Raw genomic sequence first — 20,943 nt, 5'->3', positions numbered from 1 at the left:
CTCGTATTGAGGTTAGATTCCCTGACTCTACTGCTTGTACATACTTAGCGTTCTCAGCTCTTATGATGGCTGGTCTTGATGGAATTAAAAATAAAACTGTTCCAGTTGGCCCGATGGATGAAGATCTTTTTGAATTAAGCCTTGATGAGATTCGCCAAAAAGGTATCCCTCAAATGCCACATACTCTAAGAGAGGCAACTGAAGCTCTAATCGCAGATAACGAGTTTTTAAAGCCTGTATTTACAGATGTATTCATCGATGACTATCAGCACTACATGTTTGAGAGACAAATATGGCCTGATGAGAGTCGCCCAACTGCTTATGAGTTCAAATCAACTTATAGCTGTTAACTCTTTTTAAAACCCTAAACCTCGCTTTTTGCGGGGATTTACTCTTTACTAAAATAATCAACTAACCACAATTTTGCTATAATTCGCATCACAATAACTGTATATAAGAGTGCATTATTGAAATTTTACTTTATGAAGGTTTATTATGAAAAATATTCCACAAGGGAAGTATCGTCCCTATCCAAAAATAGATTTGCCAGATAGAACATGGCCAAATAACAGCATAACAAAAGCTCCAAGATGGTGTAGCGTAGATTTACGTGATGGTAATCAAGCGCTTATCAATCCAATGGACATGAACAAAAAACTTTCACTATTTGCACTCTTACTCAAAATCGGATTTAAAGAGATTGAGGTTGGTTTTCCATCTGCTTCAAAAGTTGAGTTTGACTTTTTACGCCGCTTAGTTGATGACAAGCTTATCCCAGATGATGTAACTATTCAGGTCTTGGTTCAAGCAAGAGAACATTTGATAGAGCGAACTTTTGAAGCATTAAAAGGTGTAAAAAAAGCGACTGTTCATCTATATAACTCAACCTCAGTAGCTCAAAGAAAGATTGTTTTTCAAAAATCAAGAGATGAGATAATTGCTCTAGCCCTTGAGGGAGTTGACCTTGTTAAGAAATATGAAGCCTCTCATGATGGCGAGATATACTTAGAGTACTCTCCTGAGAGTTTCACGGGAACTGAGCTTGACTATGCAGCAGAGATAGCAAATGCAGTAACCGCAAGATGGGGAATTAGTGAGAGTAGAAAAGTTATCATCAATCTTCCAGCAACAGTTGAGATGGCAACGCCAAATATCTATGCAGACCAAATAGAGTGGATGAGCAGACATCTAGACAATAGAGAGCATGTGATAATTTCAACTCATACACATAACGACAGAGGAACAAGTGTCGCCGCTACTGAACTAGCTCTTTTGGCAGGAGCCGATAGAGTTGAGGGGACACTTCTTAGTAATGGTGAGCGAACTGGTAATGTTGATATCATAACTTTAGCACTCAACATGACAACTCAAGGCCTTGATTCTAAGCTTGACTTCTCAGATGTAAATGAGGTTTTAGCTGTGGTTGAAGAGTGTACAGAGATAGAGACTCATGTTCGCCATCCATATGTTGGAGAGCTTGTTTATACGGCGTTTTCTGGCTCTCATCAGGATGCTATTAACAAAGGTTTGGCACATAGAAAATCAAACCCAGCCTCTCATTGGGAAGTTCCATATCTACCTATAGATCCTGATGATGTAGGAAGAAGTTATGAGAGTATCATCCGCATAAACTCACAATCTGGAAAAGGCGGAGTAGCTTACATACTAGAGAAAAACTTTGGATATCAACTTCCAAAAGCAATGCATCCAGAGATGGGTAAGTTAGTTCAAGATGTAAGCGATAAAAAAGGTCAAGAGTTAAGTAGCGAAGAGATTTTTGAGATATTTAACGAAAACTATTTTGGCGTAAAAGAGCATGTTTCATTGATTGATTTTACGGTCTCTAGTGTAAAAGGCATCTCAAAATGTACGTTGACATACCTATATAACGACAAAGAGATTGTGGCAGATGGGGAGGGTAACGGTCCAGTTGACGCCTGCAAAGATGCTTTAATGAAAAACTATACAAATGAGTTTAGCATCAACTCATACTTTGAGCACTCATTTGGAAATAAAAGCTCTGCAAAAGCGATAGCATATATAGAGATAGAGACTGGCGACACCCTCTCATGCTTTGGTGTAGGAGCTGATAACGATATAGCAACTGCATCTGTAAAAGCTCTATTTTGTGCATTAAACAGAGCCTTTAACTAATAACAAAAGCAAAGAAAATAGTATATTCTTTGCTTTTTCTTAAATTATAATCGTGAAAATTTTAAAAATCATCTCTTAACATTACTTGCAATCAAAAGACATTATGCTACAATTAATTACTGTAAAATAAAGGATTTTGTTATGTCTAAAAATATAGTTGTAATTGGTTTAGTGGCGCTACTGTTTTCATCACTAAGTGCTTATGATTTAAAGTCTAATATGCTACTCTTAAATGCAGAACTTAGTGAAGTTCAAAGAGCATTTATTGCAAGCGATCAAGATGGTGTAGAGCAATCTATCAAACGTTTTGACAAACATGCACAAGAGTTGCTTGGAAACAAAGAGAAGTTCTCTGCAATGCTCCCTGAAAAGAAAAAAAATAAAGCTAATGAAGCTGTTATGAGTGCTCAAATAATAAGTCATAATGTTCAAATAATTTTAGATGCTATTGATAATAAATACAACCAATCTGGTCAAGTTAGAAGAGAAGAAGCGCAAAGAGCTTACACTTATATAGAGCATGCTTGCTTTAGATGTCACAACATTGTTCGTGATGAGTATTAAAATATAAATTTTAAAAACAGACACGCTCTAAAAGAGTAGTGTCTCGTTTGTATTTGTATCTGTATCTGTGCGTGGCGGTTTTGAAGTATCGCTAAAGTACTCTTTTTTACCATTTACAATAATCTCTTTAATTCCTTGTGGTACTTCAAACTTTCTTGGAACTTGAGGATATAACTCTAATAGTTTCTCATAGTACATAGCAAAAGCGGGTCCTGCTATTCTACCACCTGTCTCAATTCTATCCATAGGTGTATTGTCGTCATTTCCAAACCAAACAACAGTTTCAACGCTTGGAGAATACCCTGCAAACCAACCATCCATGTTTTTGTTGGTAGTCCCTGTTTTTCCAGCTATCTCAATGCCAGCAACTCTAGATAAGCGTCCAGTACCACGCTCAACAACATCTCTTAGTATGGTTGTCATGATATATGCTTGAGCTGGATTTGTAATGTAGTGACTCTTTGACTCACTCTCAAAAACAGTAGTGAGCCCTTTTTCGATGTTTCGTATAAGGATTGGCTCAACTTGAACCCCATCATTTGCAAAAGAACTATAGTAATGAGCTAGTTGTAGTGGAGAGAGTGTAATACTTCCAAGTGCGATAGATAAATCTGGTGGAAGGTTTTTGATACCAAATTTTTTAAACTCTCTAAGTAATTGCGGTAGCCCTATATCATTTACTAGATTTATGGTTGCAAGATTGCTTGAGTGAACAAGAGCCTCTCTAAGAGTTAAGAGTCCTTTATAACTTTTTTCATAGTTCTTTGGCTGCCACTTCTGCTCTTCTCCATCTTTAAAGTAAGTATATGTTCGCGCAATGTCATATAGTTCTGTTACCCCAGAATAGCCTAAATCTAGGGCAACTTGATAGATAAATGGTTTAAAAGCTGAACCTGGTTGACGTCTTCCTTGTGTTGCTCTATTATATGAACTCTTTTTATAATCAACGCTCCCAACAAGAGCTAAAATATCTCCATTTTTTGGATTTAGCGAGATTAATGCACCATTTAAAAGTTCCGTTTTTATACTTTGTTTATCTTTGGAAGAGGTATTTGCTTTTATTCTAGCCACTGAGAGATCATAAGCTTTTTTAAGTGAAAGCTCTGCTGCTTCTTGAAGCTTTAAATCAATTGTAGTATATACCTCATACCCACCAGTTTTAAAATCAGCTATACCGATTTCAGCAACTCTTCTTTGCACTTCATCTACAACAAATGGTGCGCTGTTTTGAGTTAGCGTGTCATCAAAAACTACAGGCTTTTCGAGTAAAGAGTTATTATATGTTTCATCATCTACCCATCCAAGCGCATACATTCTTGATACAACACGATTTGCTCTACCCATTGATATATCATAGTTTTTTGTTGGTGCGTAAGTACTTGGCGCTTTAGCAAGGCCAACAAGAAGTGCTGTCTCTTTTAGTGTAAGCTCATTTAATTTTTTATGAAAATATCCATCAGCCGCTGTTTTTATACCATAGTAACCATGCCCAAAATATATCTCATTTAAATATCTCTCAAGAATCTCTTCTTTACTAAGAGACAACTCAACTTTAAATGCAAATATAAGCTCTTTTATTTTTCTTGAAATTTTTTTCTCTCGTGTGAGAAGTCTATTTTTAACTAACTGTTGAGTGATAGTACTAGCACCCTCAACCAATTTACCTGCTTGAATATCTTTTATGATTGCTCTAAAAATAGCATCAAAGTTTATTCCAGAGTGCTCAAAAAAAGTGGTATCTTCGATTGCTAAAAGTGCTTCGATAGCCCTTGGAGGTATCTCATCAAATCTTGCATAGTATCTATGCTCATCTTCAAAAAGGTTTGCTATTTTTTCGCCATTTCTGTCATATATTCTTGTAGTAAGTGGTGGATGATAATCAATGACCGAAGAGATGTCATAGCTATACTCCTTTAAAAAATACCCTACAATAATAAAAGGCGTTAAAATCCCAACCAACAATAGGGTAAAAAAGATATTTCTAATGATTCTCATATTCTAAAATTCCTATTTGCAAAATTTGCGTCTATTAATATTTTTGTATACTCTTGTGTAGGATTTTGAACTACATGTGACATCTCTCCACTCTCTACTACTTCACCATCTTTTAGCACACAGATATCTTCACAAATCATCTTAGCAGAATTCATATCATGTGTAACAAAGAGCATCTTAAAGCCAAACTCCTTTTGGAGCTCTTTTAAGAGTTCTAAAATCATAACTCTAGTTTTTGGATCAAGCGCTGTTGTAGGCTCATCAAGCAGCATTAGTTTTGGCTCATGGCTCAGCGCCATAGCAATCACTACTCTTTGAAGTTGCCCACCTGAGAGCTCTGGAGCAAATCTCTCTAAGAGTTCTATATCCAAACCTACTTGAGCAAAGAGCTTCTCAACTCTCTCTTTTGGGACAAAAAATTGTTTTTTTATCTTTGTTAGAGGAGAGAGCGCTGTAAAAGGATTTTGTGGGACAAAGGCCACACTCTCACCTGCAATGAGTTCAAAACTATTTTCATACTCTAATGATACCTTCATGCTACTTGGCAACATTGAGAGCAGTGCTTTTATAGTAAGGCTTTTCCCGCTTCCGCTTTGCCCAACAAGAGCGAGAGATGAGTTGATGTTAAAGCTGATATCTACTAAAGTTTTATCACCTATAGTTATGTGTAGTTTTGATATCTTCATCTTTTTATCTTATCCAAACTTCTGCATAATGCTCTTAAATCTTCACAGCTCTCGCCAACTCTAGCAATAAGACGTATAATGGCGCGCTCAACCGTTGGCTGTCTTATACCGCCAACTGCGTAGCCTTGCTCTCTTAGTTCATTGCGGATTTTTATAACCCTTTCATTATCATTTATAACAACACTGCATATTAAACCATCCATCTTAATACCTAGCTCGTTATAAACTATCTCTTGTCTATTTTTAATCTCTTGCTTTAAATACTCTGTGTTTTGTAGCATAAAATTAAGAGCATTATGAGCCAAAAGAGTATCATACAAAGAGAGTGAGGTTGCATAGATGATAGGCTTTGCTCGGTTTATAAGGTATTCTATGATGTGCTCGGAAGCTAAGATAAATGCACCAAAACTTCCATAAGCTTTACCAAGTGTTCCCATCTTTATATGGTTTGGTTTTATGCTTATGTTGTAGTGATCATAAACACCCATCAAACGCTCTCCAAGAACTCCGCTACTATGAGCTTCGTCAACTATCAAGATAGCATCATGTGCGTTACAAAGCTCAAAAACAGCTCTATCAACTACATCGCCATCCATTGAGTAGATTCCCTCAACTGCAACTATTTTTCTCTGCGCCTCAGTTGATTCAAGAAGTTCTTTGAGTTCTTGCATATCATTGTGTTTAAAAAATTTTACATTGATTTTTTTAAAGTTTGTTGCTAGTATGCCCGAAGCGTGATAGCGCTCATCCATAAAAAGCACGTCTTTAGGGCGAACTAACGCTTCAATAAGAGCAATATTTGCATTAAAACCACTACCTAAAATAACTCCATCTTCAAAACCATTTGCAGCGCAAAGAGCATCTTCAAAACCTTTATGTATCTGATGATATCCATTTACTAAAAGAGAGGCTTTTGAGGCGTGAAGAGGCATGCTTGAAAGTGTTTTACATGTAGCTTCATGTAACTCTTTATTATGAGCGAGTCCTAGATAATCATTTGAGGCAAAATCCAAAATTGATGTATCTACAATCTCTCTGCTTCTGTACCTTTTTGCTCTCTTTAGAGCTTCAAGTTCATTTGTGTAGTACATTATCTAACAACAACCTTGTTTCTTCCAGCATTTTTTGCCTCATATAGAGCTTTATCTGCTCGCTTAAAAGTGACTTCTAAATCTTCACCTTTTACATACTCTGTTACACCAAAACTCATAGTAATAGGAAGTATCTTTTTATACTCTTGTACTTTCATTCTAATTTTATCAGCTATTTTATAGGCGTCTGATTTGTTTACGTGTGGAAGGATAAGAGCAAACTCTTCTCCTCCAATTCTGCAAAATATATCGCTATCTCTTAAGTATGTAGTTATAAGTTTTGTGTACTCAATTAGAACTTTATCACCAACGTCATGTCCATAGTTATCATTAATCTTTTTAAAATGGTCCATATCGAAGATAACTAATGAGAGAGGATAGAAGTATCTGTTTGAGCTTGCACTCTCTTTTTTTATCTGCTCATTATAGTAGTAGCGATTTCTAATCTTTGTTAGAGGATCAGTAATATTTGTATGTTCTAACTCTTTTTGGTAAATCTTCTCTTCTGTTACATCAGTAAAAATCACACTGTAATGAGCGTTATCTTCTGCTATTAGCGAGATACTAGCAGTAAAGTAGTACTCTTTTTCATTATAGAGAATTTTTACAAGATTATTTCTTGGGTTTTTCATTAGATACTCAAGCCAGCTTACACCATCCATATCTTCATCTATACATCCATCTTCTTGAGCAAAAAAATCAGAGATAGATTGATACTCTGCTTTGAACTCTTCTAGAGTATCAAACTCATTAAAATATTTAAAAAATGTTTTATTCACATCGATAATACGCTCTTTATCAACTACCATCACGATATTTGAAGATGAGTCAATGATGTTTTTATAGTACATCTTCTGTCTTTTATTTCTATAAAATGCAAAGTTTCCAAAGATACTAGCCATTATCATAAAAGCGACTATTGCAATACTAAACCACTTATACATAAAAAAATCTAGGTTAATATTTAAAACATCCTCTTGTTTTTTAAACATTATATAGTGTCCAATAACCCTATTTTGAATATTTTTAAGAGGAAAAGTGCTTATAATATAACCGTTTTCAAACTTTTGTGATGTGTGTATATAGTTATGAACACCATTTCTTCTTAAGTACCCCATAAGCGTAATAGGCGCATCTATATTAGCTATATAATAATCTTCTATAAACATCTTAGTAAAAGGAATTTTAAGAGCGTTTTTATACTCTTTACTTAAAACTACTACAGAGTCAATCCCTATATCTTTCATCTGCGAAGAGATTGAGTCAAATCCTGAAGAGACTTCTATCAAACCGATAAATTTATGATTTTTTATTATTGGAGTTATTGCGCGCATACATAGATTATAATTTCCTACACTTATAGACATTATAGGTTTCTCAAGCGCAGATGATTCCATCAAATCTTCTCTTACACTGTTTAACTCTACACTATTTTGTCTATTAAAACTACTATAAATAGGGTTTAAATCTTTATCTAAAATCTGCATCCAACTTCTCTTATACAAGCCATTTGCACTGAATTTTGAGATGATATCATCATAATAATCGTTTTGCATATTATTACTTAAAATTGTATCCGCTAGAGATTTGTCATTTGCTATTGCAAAAGCCATAGCAAGTGTGCCCTTTTGTTTATAGACAATCATCTTCTCTACTTGTTCTCTCATCAAAGAGGCCTCTTTTTGATAGCTCTGCTCTTTTATCTTATCTTGTTCATTGCTGATAAAACTGACATAAAGGAGTGCTACTAAGATGATTAGAGCTGCGACAATTGTCTCAATAAAATAAAATTTGTTAAGTTTTAAAATAGGAATCTCCTTAGAAGATCTGTATTTAAACCCATGGCGGTACTCTCATACCCTTTTGTACTTTTGATATACTTTTTACAAAAGCCCTCAACCATACAAGCCCCAGCTTTACCGCGCCACTCTCCGCTAGAGAGATAACTCTCAACATCATTCATATCAAAGGCATCAAAAAGATACTCAGTCTTAGATATATCAATAATGTTCATCTCACATGACTGAAAAATCATACATGTAATGATGCTAGTAACACTCTGGCTCTGTGTCATTAAGATATTTCGTGCCTCATCAGCACATCTTGCTTTTCTAAGTATTTGACCACTAGAAGTAACAACTGTATCAGCAACTAAAAGAGGAAAATCTTCGTATCCAAATGCCTTTAGATTTGCTTCAAATTTTCCAAGAGTTGCTTTATAAACAAAGTTTTTTGCAGAAGTAGCGATAATCTTGTCTTCATCAAAATCAACACACTCTTGCACAAACTCTATCCCTGCGCTTTGCAGAAGTTTTGCTCTAGTGGGTGATGATGAAGCAAGTCTTATCATTTAAAGATTACTTGAGAGATATGTTCCTAAAAATATTGCCAATATTCCAAGCACTATATTTAGTGGAACCATAACTTTTCCAATAAGTTCTATCTGCCCTTTGGCACCTACTACATTACCCTCATTTAAAAATCTCTCACCTCTATTTCTTCTTAAAATCATAATTATAAGATTAACAAACATGATGCTCCAAATAGCCTCTTTTAAGTAAGATATAGAAGAAAACCCACTTTGTGAGAGTCCATATCCCTTAACCATAAAAATAGCTGTTATAAGAAGTATGATTACAAACGGAATAACTATGATAAAGAGTCTCTTAAGTGCGTGAGCAACGTGTTCTAAGCGCTTCATAGGTGACTCTATCTCCAAAAATGAGTGATGAGCCGCGTAGCGCATAGCAATCATTCCACCAACCCATATAACGGCACTCATTACATGTAAAAAAACTATAACTACTTTATACTCTAAAAATATATCTTGCATTATGAAAGTACCTCTCTTATATATCTCATTGCCTCAGTTTTTGCTTCTTTTAGTTTTGAAATATCTTTTCCACCAGCTTGAGCAAAGTCTGCTCTTCCACCACCGCCACCGCCTAAAAGTGGAGCGATATGTTTAATCCAATCTCCAGCTTTTGCACTAGAGTCTTTAACACCAGCCGCCATCATAACTTTGTCATCTTTTACTTGAAACAAAATTGCGCAAAGCTTCTCATGTTGGTTTTTAAGCTCATCTATCTTCTCTTTTATATCACCACTTGTAAGTTCATCAACCACGACACTAACACCGTTAATAGACTCAACTTTTATATCTGTTTTTATACTACTCTGTGCATCATGAAGCTCTTTTTTTAGTTCAACTACATTTGCTTTTAATCTCGCAACACCAGCTAAAATATCTAAGTTTTTAACTTCCGACTCAACTTCTCTTACAAGCTCTCTTTGCTCCACAAAGTAGTTATATGCCGCATTTCCACACACAGCTTCTATACGTCTAACACCAGCACTTACACCGCTCTCTTTTGTGATGATAAAAGAGCCAATGTTTGCACTATTTTGTACATGCACGCCACCACAAAATTCGATACTTGCGTCCCCAAAACTTACAACTCTAACCTCATCACCGTACTTCTCGCCAAACTGAGCTTTTGCACCAGATTTTTTAGCTTCTTCTATACTCATAACTTCTGTATTGGCACTAATTCCACGCATGATTTCATAATTTACTCTGCGCTCAATCTCGCTTAACTCTTCACTAGAGATTGCTTTTGGATGAGAGAAGTCAAATCTCAGTCTTGAAGCTTCAACAAGTGAGCCCGCTTGAGAGATATGGTCTCCTAAAACATCAAATAAAACTGCATGTAAAAGGTGAGTTGCTGAGTGATGTTTTGTTATCTCGCCTCTTGAGATATCAACAACTGCTTCAACCTCATCTCCAACTTTTAACTCTTTATCTGCGGTGATTTGAGATAGATTCAAACCAAAAAACTTTTTAGTATCAAGGACTTTTGCAAAACCATCAAGAGAGCCGCTATCTCCGCACTGTCCACCACTTTGAGCATAAAATGGTGTTGAGTTTAAAAACACCCAGCCATTAGAGCCAGCTGATAATTTATCAGTGTGTTTATAGTTCTCATCAAGAAGAGCTAAAACTTTACTTTTATGTTTTGTACTCTCATAACCAACAAAGCTGTTCTCACCAAACTTCTCTAAAATCTCTTTAAAGTCTCCATGAACAGCGTCATCTCCGCTACCTTTCCAAGCAGCTTTTGCACGAGAACGTTGTTCTTGCATCAACTCTTCAAATTTATCAGAGTCAAGTTTTAAGTTCTTCTCTCTTAACATATCCTCTGTCAAATCCAGTGGAAAACCAAAAGTATCATAAAGTTTAAACGCCACTTCTCCACTAAATATCTCTTTAGTGTTCTCAAGTTCAGCATTAAATAACTCAATACCTGAAGCGATAGTTTTGAAAAATCTTGCCTCTTCAAGCTCTATCTGCTCTTTTATAGCATTTGCTTTTGGTGCTAAATAGTCATACTCACTACCCATAATCTTAACAACACTATCCACAAGCTTAAACATAAAAGGCTTACTAAAGCCCAAAAGATAGCCATGTCTTACAGCGCGGCGAAGGATACGGCGAAGAACATAACCTCTTCCCTCGTTTGAGAAGTTTACACCTTGAGCAAGTAAAAACAGAGCTGTTCTAATGTGATCAGCTATAACTCTATATGACGCTCCAGTTGAGTAAACATACTTTTGCCCAATAAGCGTTTCAACCTTTTTGATGATTGGCATAAATAGTGATGATGAGTAGTTACTACTTACTCCCTCGCTAATTGCCACAACACGCTCTAAGCCCATACCCGTGTCAATTGATGGTTTTGGAAGAGGTGTAAGAGTACCGTCACTGCTTCTTTCATACTGCATGAAAACTAAGTTCCAGATCTCTAAAAATCTATCGCCATCTCCACCCATGTAATCTTCAGGACCGCTAAACTCCTCGGCACCTTGATCAAAAAAGATCTCACTACATGGCCCACAAGGTCCAGTATCGCCCATCTGCCAGAAGTTATCTTTATCTCCAAGACGCATAATTCTATCAAGGCTTACATGCTTCTGCCAAAGAAGCTCCGCCTCATCATCGCCCTCATGAACAGTAACCCATAGCTTCTCTTTTGGAAATTTTAAAACCCCAGTTATAAATTCCCAAGCATAATCAATTGCATCTTCTTTAAAATAGTTACCAAAACTAAAGTTTCCAAGCATCTCAAAAAAAGTGTGGTGTCTTGCAGTGTAGCCTACATTTTCAAGGTCGTTATGCTTTCCACCAGCTCTTATACATGTCTGGCATGAAACAGCGCGAGGATTAGCAGGAGCTGGCACTTCACCTGTAAAAATAGACTTAAAAGGAACCATTCCTGCGTTATTAAAAAGTAGCGTTGCATCATCTGGAACAAGCGGAGCACTCGCTACTCTATCGTGGTTTTTTGACTCGAAAAATCTTAAAAACTCTTCTCTTATATCCATAAAAATATCTCTTATTGTAAAGTTACGCGATTATATCCAAAAATTGCAACGAAGGTATTTAAAATAAGAGTTTAACAAATGATAACACTCTTTATTTCACTCATCTCTTCTATCGCAAATCTTGGGCCTTCTCGACCTACGCCGCTTAATTTTACTCCACCGTATGGTTGAATATCAAAGCGTAGTGTTGGCATGTCGTTGATTACAATTCCTCCAGCATCAAGCTCATTTATCGCTCTTTTACTAAGAGCCAAATCATTTGTAAAGATTGAAAACTGTAGCCCATAAGGGGAATTATTCATCAAAGGCAGAGCTTCATCAAAACTCTTTACTTTTATCAAAGAAACAATTGGTGCAAAAACCTCTTGACACACTATCGCCATATCCTCTTTTACATCAGCCATAACACAAGGATAAAAAACTCTCCCCTCAACGCGAGGAAGAAGCATTGGAGTTGCACCCTCTTTTATAGCACTTTGTACCCACTCCATGGCTCTAAGTGCTGCTTCATCATTAACAAGAGGACCCATAAAAGTATCTTCATTATAAGGTGAACCTACAACTAACTTTTTAGTTGCCTCAGCAATTTTTGAAGCAAATTCACTATAAATTTCCTCGTGAACATATATACGCTGAAGTGAGATACAAACTTGTCCTGAGTTTACAAAAGCACCTATTGCACATCTTTGAGCTGCAAGGTCTAAATCAGCGCTCTTATCTATAAATGTTGCCGCATTTCCTCCAAGCTCCAGTGAGATTTTTTTTATCCCTGCGCTCTTTGTTATAATCTCTCCAACTCCTACACTGCCAGTGAAGCTGATAACTCTAGGTATCTCGCTTGAGACTAGTGCGCTACCAACATCTGCGTCTCCATAAACAACACTAAGAGCATCTTTGATAGCAAACTCACTCTCAATAAAGAGCTTTACAAACTTATAAGCGGTGAGTGGAGCTTCTGGAGTCGGTTTGAGCACAACAGCATTTCCAGCAACAAGTGCTGGAGCTAGTTTATGCGCTATAAGATTTAGTGGAAAATTAAAAGGGGTGATAGCCACAACAACACCACAAGGAACCCTCGAAAAATAGGAGATTGTTTTTTTACCAGAAGCAAAAGCGTCTGTGTTTATAGTCTCTCCATGCATAGTTCGCATAGTCTCAGCAGCTAGTCTTACAGTCTCAATGCAGCGCTCAACTTCTATCCTTGAGTAAGTTATAGGCTTTCCAACCTCATCTGTTATGGTTTTTGCTATATCTTCTTTAGCCTCTCTTAGTTTGATAGCAACATCTAAAAGCCAAGAGCATCTTTGAGCAATGGTTGTTTTTGCAGCCTCTTTTGATGCAAGAAGTGCAATACCAAGAGCTTTTTGTGCATCATTTGCATCACACTTTGTATACTGTGAGGCAATCTCTCCATTATAGGGATTTATTCTATTGCCAAGATTCTCTTTTGTCTGCTCAGATGAGCCAAAATATACATTTGCTATCATACAAATCTCCAACTCTTTTTTATTTTATGTTATTATATTATAAAAAGAAAAAGGAGGATGTTATGGAAGTAACTCGCTATTTATTTCAGTCACCTTATTCAAGTCAAGTTCAAGTTGGAAGAGCCGAGACAAGTACAAACTCAAAAGCTAAAGAGTCAGATGCTAAGAGTAGTTCTGATGAAAAGAGCACTTCACTAGAATCAAAAAATGTGCAAGAGAGCCAAAAGGTAAAATCTCCAGAAAAACTCTTAGACATATATGCATGAAGCACATATTTTCTCTTCTTTTAATACTCTCCAGCCTTTTTAGTGCTGATTTAAAGTGGCTACATGATTACGATGAAGCAATTAAACAAGCTAAAGAGCAGAACAAAGAGGTTTATCTCTTCATTGGGGCTGATGAGTGCAGATGGTGTGATAGATTTAAAGAGATGACACTCTCAAAAGACGAAGTTATTTTAAGATTAGAAGAGGAATATATACTTCTTTATATGTCAAGAGATAGACACAATATCCCAAAAAAATTTGAAGTTCAAGGAGTACCTAGACACTACTTCTTGACAAATAAGGGCGAGATAATTCATGAAGATAGAGGTAGTAGAGAACCTGATGGTTTTTTTGCTCTTCTTGAAGAGGTTGAACTTAAAAACTAAAGAGTGATGTTTTGTAAATGACAAATATTCTCAGGCGTAACTATAACTGCGTCGTACATATAGTCCACGTTTAGGGCATTTTTTTTAAGATAGACATCGCCAGTTCTTATTAGTTTTGAGAGTTTACTCTTTGTTATATTTTGAACTGCAAGCTCATAATCAAGGGCACTCTTAACCTCTACAAAATGCAAAACTTCATCTTTATACGCGATTATATCTATCTCTCCAAAACGTGAGTAGAAGTTTCTTTGAAGTATCGTATATCCATTTTCTAATAAAAACAGTGAAGCTTTATCTTCGGCCACATTTCCTTTAGCTCTGCTCATCTAATATTTACCATCCCTACTTTTAAAGCAACAAATTTACAATCTTATCTCTTAAAAATTGCGGAAGCAGCTTAAAAAGAGAGATGATTAAATAAAATCTAAGTGGAAATGGATAAAAAATCTTCTCTTTTTTAATTGCATCATAAATTCTCTTCGCCCCATTTTCGGTACTTAGAAAAAACGGCATCTTAAAGCTGTTTTTATCCGTCATCTCACTTTTTATAAATCCTGGTAAAATATTTATAACTTTGATTCCATCATTTTTATATTTATATCTCATACCCTCTGCATAAGCATTTAAGGCTCTTTTTGAAGAGCTATAAGCAACTGAGGTTGGCATAAATATAAGTGAAGCTAAAGATGAGATAAAGACAATCTTTCCACTTTTTTTAGCACAAAATTGTGGCAAAAGAACTTCTAAAATAGCATGATTTGAGAGAAGATTTATATCGTAGAGTTTTTTAAAGTCGCAAAAAGGAGTAATTTCTAAAGAGTGTCCAAGAGATGCACCAGCGTTGAGTATAACCATGTCGATATCACTTACAAGTTTTATCTTCTTTTGAAGCAACTCAAAGTCGATAACATCAACTACAACTAACTCAACACTTTTTGCCTCTATAAGTTCTGATTTTAATATTTCTAGTCTATCTTCTCTGCGAGCAAGAAGAACTAAATCATGTCCATCTTTAGCGTAAAGCCTAGCCAAAGCCTCGCCTATTCCGCTACTCGCTCCAGTGACTAGGATCTTCAACTTTTTTTATACTATTCTAATCATCACAGGTTTTGAGTTTGCAAACTCTAGTTTTTCTAAAGATAAAATTAGGTTTTGAATATCATGTTCATATGCTTTATGAGTAGAGATTAGAAGGTTTGCGCTCTCTATAGAAGATTGTCTTTGAAGAACTGCTTCTATTGATATAGCATTCTCTTCAAATATTTTTGTAATTCGTGCCAAAACACCAATCTTATCTGAGACATTTATACGTAGATAGTATTTTGACTCTATATCCCCAGCAGCCTTTAGAGTGAGTTTACCCTCCATTGGTCTATCAAAACCTAACATTGGTTTGCTCTTTCCACTTCTTGCTATATCTATGATGTTGGCAACAACAGCGCTAGCAGTTGCGTCTCCACCAGCTCCAGCTCCATAGTAAAGAGTCTCGCCAACTTTGTCTCCAACCACGCTAATTGCATTCATAACACCATCAATCTTTGCTATCATCGCATCTTTTTTTATTAAAGAGGCATGAACTCTAAGTTCAACCTCATTTTTATCTTTTTTTGCGATTCCAAGAAGCTTGATAACATATCCAAACTCTTTAGCAAAAGCGATATCATCTCTAGAGATATTTTCTATCCCCTCGATTAATATATCTTCTGGCTTTGCATCTATACCATAAGCGATACTTGCTAATATAAGAAGCTTGTGCGCTGTATCAAACCCACCAACATCAAAGGTTGGATCAGCTTCTGCGTAACCTAACTCTTGCGCTTCTTTTAAGATATCATCATAAGCAACGCCATCATTTGTCATCTTAGTTAACATGTAGTTACATGTACCATTCATGATACCCATGATTGACTCTATATGATTAGCTGAGAGCCCATCACGTAGTGCGTTAATGATAGGGATACCACCAGCAACACTCGCCTCATACTCAAAAGCTATATCTTTTGCAATATCTGCTAGCTCATAACGATGATAAGCCAGAAGAGCTTTGTTTGCCGTTACAACTGCTTTTGAGTTTCTTAGAGCCTTTTTTACAACCTCAAAAGCCTCTTCGACTCCACCCATAAGCTCAACTACAACATCAATCTCTTTATCATCTAAAATATCATCAACATTGTCGCTAAGTTTTATTCCCAAATGACTTCTATCTTTACTTAGATCTTTTACTACGCCACTCTTCACTACTATATCAACACCAGCACGAGCGGAGATAACATCGGCGTTTTCTCTGAGTATATTTACAACACTGCTTCCAACAGTGCCTACACCGATTATTCCAACTTTTATCATGCTACTTCTCCATCTCTATTATCTTCTACTCTGTTTTAGTACTCTTTTACTCTGCTTTATCTTGAAACTGTTTTAAAAACTCTTTTATATTTCTTGCTGCTTGGCGGATACGGTTATCATTTTCTATAAGTGCAATACGAACATACTCATCTCCATAAACACCAAAACCAATCCCTGGAGCAACTGCAACGCCAGCCTCTTTTAGAAGTCTTTTTGAGAACTCTAGTGAGCCTAAGTGAACACAATATTCAGGTATCTTAGCCCAAACAAACATACTTGCTTGATTTTTTTTGATATGCCAACCAGCTCTATCAAATGCATCAAGAAGAACCTCTTGACGGTGGTTGTACTTGTCTGTTATATCTTTTACGCACTGCTGATCTCCATTTAGCGCGATAGTAGCCGCAACTTGGATAGGCGTAAACATTCCATAATCTAACCATGATTTTATCTTTTGAAGTGCACCGATTAGTTTTTTGTTTCCTACAAAGAAACCAACACGCCAACCTGCCATATTGTAGCTTTTAGAGAGTGTAAAACTCTCAACTGCAACATCTTTTGCCCCTTCAACACTCATGATAGATGGAGTTACATAACCATCAAAAGTTATATCTCCATAAGCAATATCGCTAATAACATAAAATCTTTTCTCTTTAGCCATAGCAACAAGGCGAACGTAGAAATCTTGTGTTACAGTTGCTGTAGTTGGGTTATGTGGAAAGTTTACAAGAACAAATTTTGGTTTTGGAGAAGTTTCTTTAAAAACTCTATCTAAATCTTCAAAAAATTTATCTTCATTTAGTTTATAATCTTCATCAAACTCAATTCCAAACTTTGCAACATTTCCACCAGCAAGAATAAAAGAGTACTCATGTATCGGATATGTAGGATCTGGTACGATTGCAACATCGCCAGGATTAGTAATAGCGTAAGCTAGATGTGCATAACCCTCTTTTGAGCCCATAGTTGCTACGCACTCAGTTGCTGGATCTAAATCGCAGTCATATCTTCTTTTGTACCAATCAGCAATTGCCAGTAAAAGTTTTGGGATACCTTTTGAAACAGAGTATCCATGCGTTCTCGTCTTTTGTGCAGACTCTATTAGCTTCTCTCTAATATGCTCAGGAGTATCGCCATCTGGATTTCCCATAGAAAAATCTATAACATCAACACCAGCTCTTCTCTCAGCCATCTTTAACTCATTTACCTCAGCAAAAACGTACTTTGGTAATCGTTTCATTCTATCAAACTGTATCTCATCAAACATGATTTTTCCTACTCAAATAATTAACGACATTCTATCGAAAAAAATTCAGAATTACGTTTATCAAATCCTTAATATTTTCTCTGCAGAGGCAATAAAACCAAGTCATCTTTAATATTTTTAAGAGTGTAAATATCTGATATTTTTATATAATAAACGTCGCTGTTGATATCTAGAGTTATATTTGTTTTTTTAGTATCAAGCTTTATTACACTAAGAAGCTTTAGTGACTTATCATAAAATGCAATATATGGGTACCAATCATTTCTTAGTGAACTAGTAATATCTAGTGTCTGGATTTTTGAAACATCAAGCCAATAAGCATAAAGCGAGCGTTTTAGGCTAAACTCAACTCCACCTTCTAGTACACTCACATTTAATCTTGCATCTTTCATATCTATCACATAACTCCAATCACTCTCATTATCACGTACAACGTCAATGATTTGGCAACCATTTTTTTTGAGTTCTTGAGAGAGGATTATCGGATCTGCTGCGTATTCTGATGTTAGATTTATTTTCCACATAAACTCTACTCCATCAAAGCTAGACTCCTTTGTCATATACTTATAATATCCTATGTTTTGAAGAGCATCACTCATGATTTTTATAAAAAAGAGGTCATCACCAGTAGTTTTAAAGCTTATATTTATATCACGAGGTTTTTTAAAAAATAGATTTAATATACCATTGTCTTTTAACGTTTTTATAACCTTTATGGAATCGACTTCTCCATTATATTTATAAAACTCACTCTTTGGTGAGAATATAGTCTCTATAAAAGCTCTATCTTTAGCAAATGTTTTTGGATGCACTAAATTTTGAATCTTTTTTATAAGAAGATCTTGTGCAGTTAAAGAGGATAATAAAAACGCTAATAGAACAATTATTTTTACCATAATTTGCCGCTGTTTAGCTCTTTGAACTCATCAAAACTTAGCTCTTTTAACTCGCCATCTTTATACATAAATCTTAAGTTTTTTGCTGTTTGATACTGATGGAGTTTACCATTTACTTCTATGTCTAAATGACCATGCCCAAATGTCAAAAGCCAATCTTTGCTAGCGTCTAAAGATAACTTATCTGAAGAAACCGTCTGTGATTTTTCGCCTGTATTTAAATTAATATATCCTATCCAAACTTTACTTTTTGGAGTAATTTTCAGTAGTGTTGATTTAACTTCTGAGTCTAGAGAAGCTTTTTTTTGAGGCACTTCTCTTATTACTTCTTTAATTTCTTCTTTTGGTACTTCTTGAACTTTTTCTTGTGTCTCTTGTGTATTTTTTATTAAAACTTCTTCTATCTCTTCTATGTTTGTTTGGTTGTGTTCTATCAAGCTGCTGTTTTCATCTGTAATTGTGGTATTTTCTTCAACTAAAGCCACCGCAACTTTACTACTTTCTTCACTTATAGCTGGCTCATCTTTTGTAATATTTGTATTCAAATATGCAAAGAGAATAAAAATAACAATACCAAGAGCTATATAGAAAAATGTTGCTTTTTTCTTTTTATTGTCTACCAAAAATAGGTTTGTTGTTGAGGTTTGAATTTGCGTATATTTTGCAACATGTTCAAAATGCTCATTTGCTTTTGACTTCAAGTCACTCAAATCTACTCCATACTCTCTCTCAAGTATTGATAAAAACCCATTAAGTTGGACTTTGTTATGCATGTCTTCAAAATTTTCTTGAAAAATAGCCTCTATATGCGCTCTTGAAATATGAGTATTCTCATGAATTTTTTGAACACCAATTTTCTTTAACTTATCGATACCAATACTCATTTTCTCATCCTGTCCATCAATATAGCTCCTGCAACACTTACATTTAAAGAATCAAATTCATGTGACATTTTTATGCTAACAACCTCATCAAGTTTTGAGCTTACTCTTTGAGTAAGACCCTCTCCTTCACCGCCTAAAAAGAGTGCTCTCTTTTGCTTTATTTTAACATCGCGGATATCTTGTGCACCCATATCTGCGCCATAAGTAGTAAATCCTGACATTTTGAGATCATTTAAAACATCATGTACATTTTGCTCTATCGCAAAAGGCATATCAAAGAGCGCACCAGTGCTTGTTCGAACAATAGCTTCAAGTGGAAGCGATTTTACTCCACAAGCAACTACTCCATCAACTCCAAGAGCATACGCTGTTCTAATAATTGCACCTATGTTACCAACGTCAGTAAGTCCAGAGAGCACAAGTACAAACTCATAGTTTAAAAATGCTTTATAGTTATGAAGCACATACTCATCAACTTCAGCTAATATACCTTGATGTGAAGCATTTTTACACATCTTTCCAGCTGCATCAGCGGGGATTCTTTTTATCTCAAAACCTATTTTCATTAGGCGTGAGTACTCTTTTTTATCCATCTCTTTTGCAAGATAAAGCGTCTTTATCTTAGAGGGATGATTTTGTATGATGTAGTTTATTGGTTGTTTTGCGTAAATTAACATGTGGGTATTTTATCCAAAATTATTAAAATAGTGTACATTTAGAGATGTAACAATCTCTCGTAACAAGCTTTTGTATTTTCATTAGTTATTTTGCTGATTAGTTTGGCTTGGACTTTTTTTGGTAAATCAAGCTCTAAAATATCACTCTGACTTATTGCTGAGCTATTATGAGCTTTAGAAGCCTCAATTACTACAACCCACTCGCCTCTTAAGTTTTCATCAACTTTACTCTTAATCTCATCAGCTGTTCCAAAATAATATTTTTGATACTTTTTAGTAAGCTCTTTTGCTAAAAATATTTTTCGCGAAGGCTCTTTTGTTAAAAGCTCACTTAAGAGTTTATCTAGTCTATGTGGCGATTCATAAAGAATTGTTGTAAACCCACTATTTAGCGCACCTTGGAGTGAGAGTTCTCTATCTTTACCTTTATGAGGCAAAAATCCCCAAAAAAGCATTTTTGTATCAACAAATCCACTCGCAACAAAAGCCGTAAGAAGAGCATTTGCACCAGGGAGGACATCGTATTTTATACTGTTTTCTTGACAATACTTTACAAGAAGTTGTCCAGGATCGCTTATTCCAGGCATCCCTGCATCACTAGCGTAGATAATATTTTGATCAAAAAAAGATATGTCGAGCTTTTCTATAAACTCTTTTTCATTGTGGGAGTGGAGTGAAATGAAATTTTGTTCGTCTTTAAAAGTGGTGTTGTATCGCTCTTTGAGGATTTGGATAAGTTTTTTTGTGACTCTTGTATCTTCACAAAGAAGTGTGTCGGCGCTACTTAGAGCTTCGATAGCTCTAAGTGATATGTCGCCTATATTTCCAATGGGGGTTGGAACTAATGTGAGCAAGAAAAATC

Annotated in this window: 20 protein-coding genes and 1 pseudogene; 5 read left to right on the top strand and 16 right to left on the bottom strand. The window is 35.6% G+C overall.

The features are described from left to right. The 3 genes and pseudogenes from PHI38_RS01195 to PHI38_RS01185 form a co-directional block, all read left to right on the top strand. Positions 1-350 (top strand): annotated as a pseudogene (locus PHI38_RS01195) (type I glutamate--ammonia ligase); the annotation flags it as partial. Positions 351-495: 145 nt separating this feature from the next. Then, positions 496-2,154, top strand: coding sequence for a 2-isopropylmalate synthase (leuA, locus tag PHI38_RS01190; RefSeq protein ID WP_299851641.1), 1,659 nt, complete (start codon positions 496-498; stop codon positions 2,152-2,154). Between the two features lie 141 nt (positions 2,155-2,295). After that, on the top strand, positions 2,296-2,718 hold the full coding sequence (locus PHI38_RS01185; protein ID WP_299851638.1) for a hypothetical protein: 423 nt from the start codon (positions 2,296-2,298) through the stop codon (positions 2,716-2,718). A gap of 27 nt (positions 2,719-2,745) precedes the next feature. Here PHI38_RS01185 and PHI38_RS01180 read toward each other — a convergent pair whose 3' ends face one another. The 8 genes from PHI38_RS01180 to PHI38_RS01145 form a co-directional block, all read right to left on the bottom strand. Next, on the bottom strand, positions 2,746-4,713 hold the full coding sequence (locus PHI38_RS01180; RefSeq protein ID WP_299851635.1) for a penicillin-binding protein 1A: 1,968 nt from the start codon (positions 4,711-4,713) through the stop codon (positions 2,746-2,748). Next, positions 4,710-5,399, bottom strand: a complete 690-nt coding sequence (locus PHI38_RS01175) for an ATP-binding cassette domain-containing protein (protein ID WP_299851632.1) — start codon at positions 5,397-5,399, stop codon at positions 4,710-4,712. The genes PHI38_RS01180 and PHI38_RS01175 overlap by 4 nt, the downstream gene beginning before the upstream one ends. Beyond that, complete coding sequence (locus PHI38_RS01170; RefSeq protein WP_299851629.1) at positions 5,396-6,490, bottom strand: aminotransferase class I/II-fold pyridoxal phosphate-dependent enzyme; 1,095 nt, start codon at positions 6,488-6,490, stop codon at positions 5,396-5,398. Before PHI38_RS01170 ends, PHI38_RS01175 begins: the two co-directional genes overlap by 4 nt. Further along, on the bottom strand, positions 6,490-8,157 hold the full coding sequence (locus PHI38_RS01165; protein WP_299851626.1) for a diguanylate cyclase: 1,668 nt from the start codon (positions 8,155-8,157) through the stop codon (positions 6,490-6,492). The genes PHI38_RS01170 and PHI38_RS01165 overlap by 1 nt, the downstream gene beginning before the upstream one ends. A 134-nt stretch (positions 8,158-8,291) precedes the next feature. Next, a complete protein-coding gene (maf, locus tag PHI38_RS01160; protein WP_299851623.1) occupies positions 8,292-8,840 on the bottom strand; it encodes a septum formation inhibitor Maf in 549 nt (182 codons plus the stop codon). Further along, the gene (locus PHI38_RS01155; protein WP_299851620.1) at positions 8,841-9,323 is read right to left on the bottom strand and encodes a hypothetical protein; all 483 of its coding nucleotides are present in this window, start codon (positions 9,321-9,323) and stop codon (positions 8,841-8,843) included. Next, complete coding sequence (gene alaS / locus PHI38_RS01150) at positions 9,323-11,872, bottom strand: alanine--tRNA ligase (RefSeq protein ID WP_299851617.1); 2,550 nt, start codon at positions 11,870-11,872, stop codon at positions 9,323-9,325. The genes PHI38_RS01155 and alaS overlap by 1 nt, the downstream gene beginning before the upstream one ends. 71 nt (positions 11,873-11,943) lie before the next feature. Beyond that, positions 11,944-13,359, bottom strand: a complete 1,416-nt coding sequence (locus PHI38_RS01145; protein WP_299851614.1) for an aldehyde dehydrogenase family protein — start codon at positions 13,357-13,359, stop codon at positions 11,944-11,946. A gap of 62 nt (positions 13,360-13,421) precedes the next feature. On the opposite strand from PHI38_RS01145, the gene PHI38_RS01140 reads away from it, so the two are divergent. Together PHI38_RS01140 and PHI38_RS01135 are read left to right on the top strand one after the other, a co-directional pair. Further along, a complete protein-coding gene (locus PHI38_RS01140) occupies positions 13,422-13,625 on the top strand; it encodes a hypothetical protein (RefSeq protein WP_299851611.1) in 204 nt (67 codons plus the stop codon). Beyond that, positions 13,622-14,011 carry a thioredoxin family protein gene (locus PHI38_RS01135; protein ID WP_299851608.1) on the top strand — a complete coding sequence of 130 codons (390 nt, stop codon included), beginning with the start codon at positions 13,622-13,624 and terminating at the stop codon, positions 14,009-14,011. The genes PHI38_RS01140 and PHI38_RS01135 overlap by 4 nt, the downstream gene beginning before the upstream one ends. On the opposite strand, the gene PHI38_RS01130 is transcribed toward PHI38_RS01135, so the two are convergent. The 8 genes from PHI38_RS01130 to rsmI form a co-directional block, all read right to left on the bottom strand. After that, entirely contained in the window at positions 14,008-14,337 is a 330-nt protein-coding gene (locus PHI38_RS01130; protein ID WP_299851605.1) for a YraN family protein, read from the bottom strand. The two genes, PHI38_RS01135 and PHI38_RS01130, sit on opposite strands and share 4 nt — an antisense overlap. Positions 14,338-14,359: 22 nt before the next feature. Then, the gene (locus tag PHI38_RS01125) at positions 14,360-15,088 is read right to left on the bottom strand and encodes an SDR family oxidoreductase (protein WP_299851602.1); all 729 of its coding nucleotides are present in this window, start codon (positions 15,086-15,088) and stop codon (positions 14,360-14,362) included. Between the two features lie 6 nt (positions 15,089-15,094). After that, positions 15,095-16,357 carry a homoserine dehydrogenase gene (locus tag PHI38_RS01120; protein ID WP_299851598.1) on the bottom strand — a complete coding sequence of 421 codons (1,263 nt, stop codon included), beginning with the start codon at positions 16,355-16,357 and terminating at the stop codon, positions 15,095-15,097. A 46-nt stretch (positions 16,358-16,403) separates the two neighbouring features. Further along, positions 16,404-17,624: an LL-diaminopimelate aminotransferase gene (locus PHI38_RS01115; RefSeq protein ID WP_299851595.1), complete on the bottom strand. Its 1,221-nt coding sequence runs from the start codon at positions 17,622-17,624 to the stop codon at positions 16,404-16,406. A gap of 68 nt (positions 17,625-17,692) precedes the next feature. Continuing rightward, entirely contained in the window at positions 17,693-18,520 is an 828-nt protein-coding gene (locus PHI38_RS01110; protein ID WP_299851592.1) for a hypothetical protein, read from the bottom strand. Continuing rightward, positions 18,514-19,404, bottom strand: coding sequence for a hypothetical protein (locus PHI38_RS01105; protein ID WP_299851589.1), 891 nt, complete (start codon positions 19,402-19,404; stop codon positions 18,514-18,516). Before PHI38_RS01105 ends, PHI38_RS01110 begins: the two co-directional genes overlap by 7 nt. Further along, a complete protein-coding gene (gene rlmB, locus PHI38_RS01100; RefSeq protein ID WP_299851586.1) occupies positions 19,401-20,081 on the bottom strand; it encodes a 23S rRNA (guanosine(2251)-2'-O)-methyltransferase RlmB in 681 nt (226 codons plus the stop codon). Before rlmB ends, PHI38_RS01105 begins: the two co-directional genes overlap by 4 nt. A gap of 38 nt (positions 20,082-20,119) precedes the next feature. Further along, positions 20,120-20,935 carry a 16S rRNA (cytidine(1402)-2'-O)-methyltransferase gene (rsmI, locus tag PHI38_RS01095; RefSeq protein WP_299851583.1) on the bottom strand — a complete coding sequence of 272 codons (816 nt, stop codon included), beginning with the start codon at positions 20,933-20,935 and terminating at the stop codon, positions 20,120-20,122. Between the last annotated feature and the right edge of the window lie 8 nt (positions 20,936-20,943).

It is taken from the genome of Sulfurimonas sp., from assembly GCF_028694895.1.
Classification (GTDB): domain Bacteria; phylum Campylobacterota; class Campylobacteria; order Campylobacterales; family Sulfurimonadaceae; genus Sulfurimonas.
Note: the sequence above shows the minus strand (reverse complement) of the source record. Positions and strands in the feature narration are given on the sequence as shown.